This is a genomic window from Bartonella jaculi, assembly GCF_039543045.1.
GTDB classification, from domain to species: Bacteria; Pseudomonadota; Alphaproteobacteria; order Rhizobiales; family Rhizobiaceae; genus Bartonella; species Bartonella jaculi.
This window is the reverse complement of record NZ_BAABIZ010000193.1, coordinates 1-599: the sequence shown is the minus strand read 5'-3', so window position 1 is coordinate 599 and position 599 is coordinate 1. Positions and strand designations below refer to the sequence as shown.

Annotated in this window: 1 protein-coding gene; it reads right to left on the bottom strand. The window is 36.4% G+C overall.

Annotated features, from left to right (window positions below; translation table 11 throughout):
- Window positions 1-73: 73 nt before the first annotated feature.
- A partial coding sequence (locus ABD915_RS10150; RefSeq protein WP_345117849.1) for a DUF3987 domain-containing protein occupies window positions 74-599 on the bottom strand: 526 nt, incomplete at its 5' end.

Genomic DNA, 599 nt, shown 5'->3' with positions numbered 1-599 from the left:
AAAGACTTTGAAGGTTCACTATGCAAATACAAAGTTGTATTGATTTAATGCTTTATAACATTTTCAGATTGCCTCAGTGCGAAATCTTATGATTTTTCACTAAAGGATTCCATTCATAGCGTATGGTAGGTCGACCTCCTTTAGAGCTATTTTCACTTGATATTTGACGAATATGATTAGAACGGCATAAAATCTCTAGAGCTTGTTTTAGAATGGCATGATCTTTTAAACCTCTCCAGTCACGTTGATGAATATCACGTAAAGTAAAAATATCGGGTAAATGATCACAGCGTTCAATAATCAATTTTGCACAATCTTCTATAGAGGCATTCCCCGCCGCATAAAGCCTTTTAACATGGCTTAACAAATATTTTTCCCAACGCAATGCTGTTTGAAGAGCATCTTTATTGATTTCAAAACGCCCCCCTTCGGTCAGTTCAAAAATCAATGCAAGGCTTGCTATGGTTTTGGGCATTTTCAAAAGATGCGATTGTAAACTTTCAGAAAGGTTATTCTCTTTAGCTTCTTTAAAAATCTTTTGCATCCACTCACGAAAAATCTCTTGAGCTTCAGCAGAAAAGCGCATCACAAGCGGGTGT